General features: G+C 66.2%; 4 protein-coding genes. All 4 read left to right on the top strand.

The features are described 5' to 3' along the window. Positions 1-735: 735 nt before the first annotated feature. Entirely contained in the window at positions 736-1,350 is a 615-nt protein-coding gene (locus Q4P07_RS07005; RefSeq protein ID WP_303374191.1) for a GNAT family N-acetyltransferase, read from the top strand. Positions 1,351-1,430: 80 nt separating this feature from the next. Beyond that, positions 1,431-2,021: an AAA family ATPase gene (locus tag Q4P07_RS07010; RefSeq protein WP_303374192.1), complete on the top strand. Its 591-nt coding sequence runs from the start codon at positions 1,431-1,433 to the stop codon at positions 2,019-2,021. Positions 2,022-2,052: 31 nt separating this feature from the next. Beyond that, a complete protein-coding gene (locus Q4P07_RS07015; RefSeq protein ID WP_303374193.1) occupies positions 2,053-4,551 on the top strand; it encodes a hypothetical protein in 2,499 nt (832 codons plus the stop codon). Then, the gene (locus tag Q4P07_RS07020; RefSeq protein ID WP_303374194.1) at positions 4,548-5,246 is read left to right on the top strand and encodes a spermidine synthase; all 699 of its coding nucleotides are present in this window, start codon (positions 4,548-4,550) and stop codon (positions 5,244-5,246) included. Before Q4P07_RS07015 ends, Q4P07_RS07020 begins: the two co-directional genes overlap by 4 nt. Positions 5,247-5,489: the final 243 nt, after the last annotated feature.

Below are 5,489 nucleotides of genomic sequence, written 5' to 3' on the forward strand. Positions count from 1 at the left end.
TCGTCTTTACAGAGGTAGCGAACTTCGCCTGTTGTGTCACATAGGCGACTTCACCGAGATACCCTGAGGGATCACCGATGCGGGTCGGCCGGAGCGCGCTTGCTGACGGTCTCTTTGCAGGCTTGTTTGACTTGGGGGACCTCGTTGTGGCGAGGTGGTCGTGACGGTGGCGGTGGGCGAAGCCGCCCGGCTGTCTCGCCGGTATCCGGCTGAGCGTGATGGCTCGTGAAAGGAGATCTGCGGGCTCTGGGTCCGAGTCAGGCCTGGCCCGGTTCAGGGAATTGGTGGCAGGGTCGTGGTCCCTCGATCCGTTTGCCGGGGCCTGGGTAGGCACCGGACCACGTACAAGGGTGGGTCTTGCCAGCCGTGGCGCCTCGTCGCGCGGCCGCTGGGTGGAGCGCGGCCATTATGGGGATTCGGACAAGATAGTGAGACGATGCCAGTCCCGTCGCCGTGTCCCACGGCAGGTCAGCGGCGTGCGCCTGTGACAGATCGCGCGAGAACCTACAAGAGTTCTACCCACGGCTGGCGCCTGCGGCGACAATGCCGCAAGCAACGAAAGCCGGACCGCCCCACGGGAGATGTTGGTGCGCCCGATCGGCGCACTGCTGGGTCAACAGGAGCACGAGTTGACACGCGCGTTCCATGCGGCATCCGATCTCGAGGACTGACCAAAGAAAAGCGGGATCCGTCGGCTCGGATCGCTTGCGTCGGAATACGGGTAGTTTCGTTGCCATGGCGACCATGGACCCCGGACCGACGACGATCAAGCCGCTCGGCGAGGCGACCTGGGGCCTATTCGCGGCACTCGTGGAGAGGCACAACGGAATCTTCGGCGGGTGCTGGTGCATCTGGTTCCATCCCGACAGCGAGGAGCGCTGTTCCAGTTACGCAGGCAATCAGGCGCTGAAGAAGCGGCTGGTCGAGCACGGAGCCGCGCACGCCGCACTTGTCGTGCGGGAGGGGGATGACGGTGAGGAGGCTATCGCCTGGGCAGAGTATGGGACGCCTGCGGAGCTGCCGAACATCCACCACCGCAAGCAATACCTGGCCGACCTCGAGGCCGAGAGAGAGGTCGAGCCGGATTACCGGATTACGTGCATCTTTGTCGACAAGCGCTTCCGCAGGCAGGGGTTGGTGACGGTCGCGCTCGCGGGGGCGCTCGACCTCATCGCACAGGCCGGCGGCGGCGTGGTCGAGGGCTATCCGCACACCCCTGGAGAGAAGCGGCTGTCTTCGTCGTTCCTCTACAACGGCACCCGGGCCGTCTATGAGCGCGCCGGCTTCGACTTCATCCGGCCCAAGGGCATGAAGAACACGGTGATGCGCCGCACCCTTGAGCCCGCCTGACTGGGCACCGAGAATTAATCGCGGAACGGCGCAGCGGTGTGGGCTGGATGGCCCACGGTGGCGGTGTCATGCTGTGACGCATGCTTCTCGTGCTCTTCGGACCACCGGCTGTGGGCAAGATGACCATCGGACGCGCAGTCTCCCAGAGCAGCACGTTCCGTCTGTTCCACAATCACATGACGATCGAGCCGCTCCTCGAGACCTTCGGTTACGGCAGCCCGCCCTTCAACACGCTCAACAACGAGTTCCGGCGTCGCGTGCTGGAGGAAGCGGCGGCGCATGATGTTGACCTGATCTTCTCCCTCGTCTGGGCACTCGACTCACCCGAAGACCTCGCACAGATGGATTCTTACGCCCGCATCTTCGAGAAGGTTGCCTTCGTCGAGTTACGAGCTGACCTCGCTACCCGGCTCGGCCGAAACCGCACGGAGGGGAGGCTCCTTCACAAGGCATCGAAGAGGGACGTCGAGTGGTCGGATGACAACGTGCGGCAGATGCAGACCCAATGGCAGATGACCAGTGCCGACGGTTATTACGAGGCCGGAGAATTGCTCTCCCGATACCCCCACCTCGTCCTGGACACCGTTGGGGTGGCCAGTGCCGTGTCTGCGGCGAGCATTGTTGAATGGATTGACACCCTGCGCCCATGCTGCCCTGACCCATTCTCTTGACCCCACTGGCCAGAGGCGGGACGCTGTGCCTGTGTCCGTCCCTGGAGTTCGTGTCGAGTGCCGTCTCTTGTTAGTGCTGGCGATCGTCGGTGTCATCCTCGTCGGGGTGCTCGGATCTGCGCCGCCCGTCTGGGCCAGTGCTACGACCGGTGTCTGTGACCGCGCGGTGGCTCTGGTCCAGAAGGGTGCTCTTGAGGATGCCGAGGCGTTGGCGGCTGCGGTCGGCGGCAAGTGCCCGGGAAGGATCGGGACGCTGACCACTCAGGCACGTGAGGCATCGGACACGCTAGTGGAGCAGGCGACTCGGGACAGTGACAAGACCGAGCAGCGCCGCCTGGCCCAGCTGGCCGTCGACCTGGACGGCAACAATGGTGAGGCCAACGCTTTGCTAGAGGACCCCGCGGCGGAGCAGCACCCCGGGCTCTGCGCGGGGGCGGATGCCGCAGTCGAACGTGGTGAGTTTGCACGTGCAGAAGCGCTGTATGCCGCGCTCGACGGGGTCGAGGGAGCCAAGGCCTGCCGACAATCCGGCCTGGCCGGGCTCGCCGATGCCCGTGCGAGCGCATGGCCCCAGAGAGTCAAAGACGCCGTTACCGAGGACGGACTGCTCCTGTTGCTCTTCGCCGCGATCGCGTTCGGCATCGGAGTAGCCGTCACGATGTGGAGGCGCCCCCGTCGTTTGCCCTTCGGTGGCAGCGGAGTTGTTGGCCTGACGCTCCTGACCTTCTTCTGCTTGGGGGCCTGGCACTTGTGGTCCAGCAACGACACCCTCGCACTGTTCCTCCTTGGCCTCGTGCTCCTACTGGCCCTGGTCACGGGCTTCGCGGCATCGACGCTCTCGCGCAGCCACGCTCCGCTGCGGATCGAGGTCGGGTCCGGCGAGAAGGACGACGAACAGGGAGGAGCCATCGCGCGCCATACAGTCACGCAACTGCACGACTTGGCCAACGGTCAGTCGCGTGGCATCTTCGCCCTCACGGGTACCGACCTGCACGACACTCGCATCCGCGGCGTCTTCGGCGCCCTTCCATATGCGTGGCTCGCTACGCTTCTCAAGGTCTGGGACGCCGTCGTGCTGCGCTCAGGCGACCGGGTCCTCCTCACCACCGACGGGCCCGTAACAAGCGTGGCGATGTATGAGGGAAGACGCTTAGTCCTCGTTCGCAGTGTCAACGCCGACGGGTTCCGGGTGGATCCGGCGATGGCCACCGACAGCGAGCAAGCCACGATTGTCCGCAATGTCGCCACCGGAGTTGCGGCGCTGCTGCTGTGGTGGCGCCTGCCCGATCCTGCAGCAAATCGGAGATTGTATGGAGCGAGCGAGGCCAGCGGCCTGGCGCTGGCGACCATCGCGGCACAGAGGCTGGAGGATAAAGACTTCACCGGTGCCAGAGCCCTGGCTGCCCGGGCGGAGCACCGTGACCCCGGCAATCGTGCTGCTGTTCTGACCCTTGCCAGTGCCGACCTGTTCGGGACCCCCTCCGCGGCGGTCGAGGATCTCCGGCTGCACCAGCTTGAGGAGTTGCTGAGGAAAGAGGAGCGCGCCCCCGGCGGGGACTCGCCCTTGGCGTGGCGCGTCCGCTACACGCTGGCGGTTGGTCTGGTGAACCGCGAAGTGTCTCGACGTCCAACTCTGGAGGGACAGGCATGGCGGGGGCCCTTCGTGAGGGCGCTGCGGTTGTGGGCGTCCTTCCTCGCTCCAGCGGAGCGGGACGGCCTGCCCCTAGACCCGCCGGATGCGGGGGTGGATGCCAAGGTGAGTTTTCCCGAGAGCCTCACGCCTCAGGCAGGCGAGGAGGACCTGTGGCGCTATCTCGTCGAGGCGTCTCGCAGTGCAGCCCTCTCGGTCGCGGTCGCGCTGCGGAGCCAGCCGGGCGGCCAGGTTGACACCTCCCAGCTGGATGCCTGGAAGCTCGTCGGCTCGCACACGGCCCACCGCAACCTGGCCAGCGGTTATGCGACCGCATACCACCTGACTTCGAGTGCCGCGTCAGACCTGAGACAGAGTCTGGCCAGCAGGTGCGTGCAGCAGATCCGACTGGGCGCTCCGGAGCCGAGGCAGCGCGCGGGTGTGCTGGCCGACCCATTCCTGGCGTGGGTGAAGGACTCCGATCCCTATCGCGAGCTGCTGACCGAGTGGGACATGGCCGACGGGACCTATGCGGGAATCGGGTCATTCGGGAGGTTCGCCGCGGCGCTAGCCCGCAGCCACCCGGTGCCGGCGGACCTGTTGGCCGTCCTGGACACCTCGGCGGGACCTCAGGCCTTCCGATCCGAGTACAAGGTCGATGGTGAAACCCTGCGCGCCTGGCGTGGGGCCGCGCAGTGGCTAGAGGCAGGCGCAGACGGGAGCCTCATAGACCGCTACCAGCGGGCAGGCTTTGCCGACCGGGACCGCGTTCGTCGCACCCAGGACACCGTCGTGGCGAGACGGCTCGCTGCGAGTGCCGCGGTGAGCGGCACCAAAGAACCCAGCGCCGAGGATCGCGCGGCAATGCGCGGCGAGGCGAGCACTAGTCTCGGCCCATGAAGATGCAGGAGCTGGACTGGGGAGATACCCCCTGGGGGGTCATCAGCCTACGCAGGCGCTGGGACCGCATCACCGAGCGAGACGTGCACGAGGTCAAGCTCGGGGACGACTTGCTCATGTCCAGTCAGTTCACCGTCGGCGAGCGCGAACTGGCGCGGATCGGCCTCGCGGCCGTAGCGGGCACCTCACTGACGGTGCTGGTAGGCGGACTCGGCCTCGGCTACACCGCGGTGGCCGCTCTTGAGGACGACCGAGTCACCGAGTTGACCGTCATCGAGGCCCTGCAGATCGTCATTTCGTGGCATGAGCGCGACCTGTTGCCCGACACCCAGGGCTTCGCCGGAGATCCGCGTGTGCGCCTGGTGCACGATGATTTCTTCGATGTGGTCCGAGGGGGTCGCGCCGACCGCACCTACGACGCGGTGCTGTTGGATATCGATCATGCACCCGACTGGCTGCTCCGCGACGACCACGGCGACCTCTACACGGTCGAGGGATTTTCGCGGGTCGCCGCGATGCTCGCCGACGACGGCACCTTCGCGCTGTGGTCCGACGAGCCACCCGAGCCCGAGGTGATACGCCGGATGGCCGAGGTCTTCGAGCATACCGATGCCCACGTCGTCCCCTTTCCCAACCCGCTGACCGGTGGGGAAGCGGCCAACACCGTGTATCTGGCAGTCCGGCCTCGCCGCTGAACACTCAAATAGACCCGGCGGTGAACCAGCCAGGATCGGGCGAGCGGCCTACGTTGCCACTCATGGATGACCTCGTCGCGGCCGGGACCTTCACGATCGACCTTGTCCCCGGTGCGTTACGCGGTCGTGCCAGGCTCAGGCACACCGCTGGACTGTCGGGCCTGCTCGGCGAGGTTGACCTGCAGGGTGTCGACGGCGTCCACGAGGTGACCCTCCGAGGGCGTCACCCCTGAGTCCCGACCG

The organism is Ornithinimicrobium sp., from assembly GCF_030537745.1.
In the GTDB taxonomy this organism is placed as follows: domain Bacteria; phylum Actinomycetota; class Actinomycetes; order Actinomycetales; family Dermatophilaceae; genus Ornithinicoccus.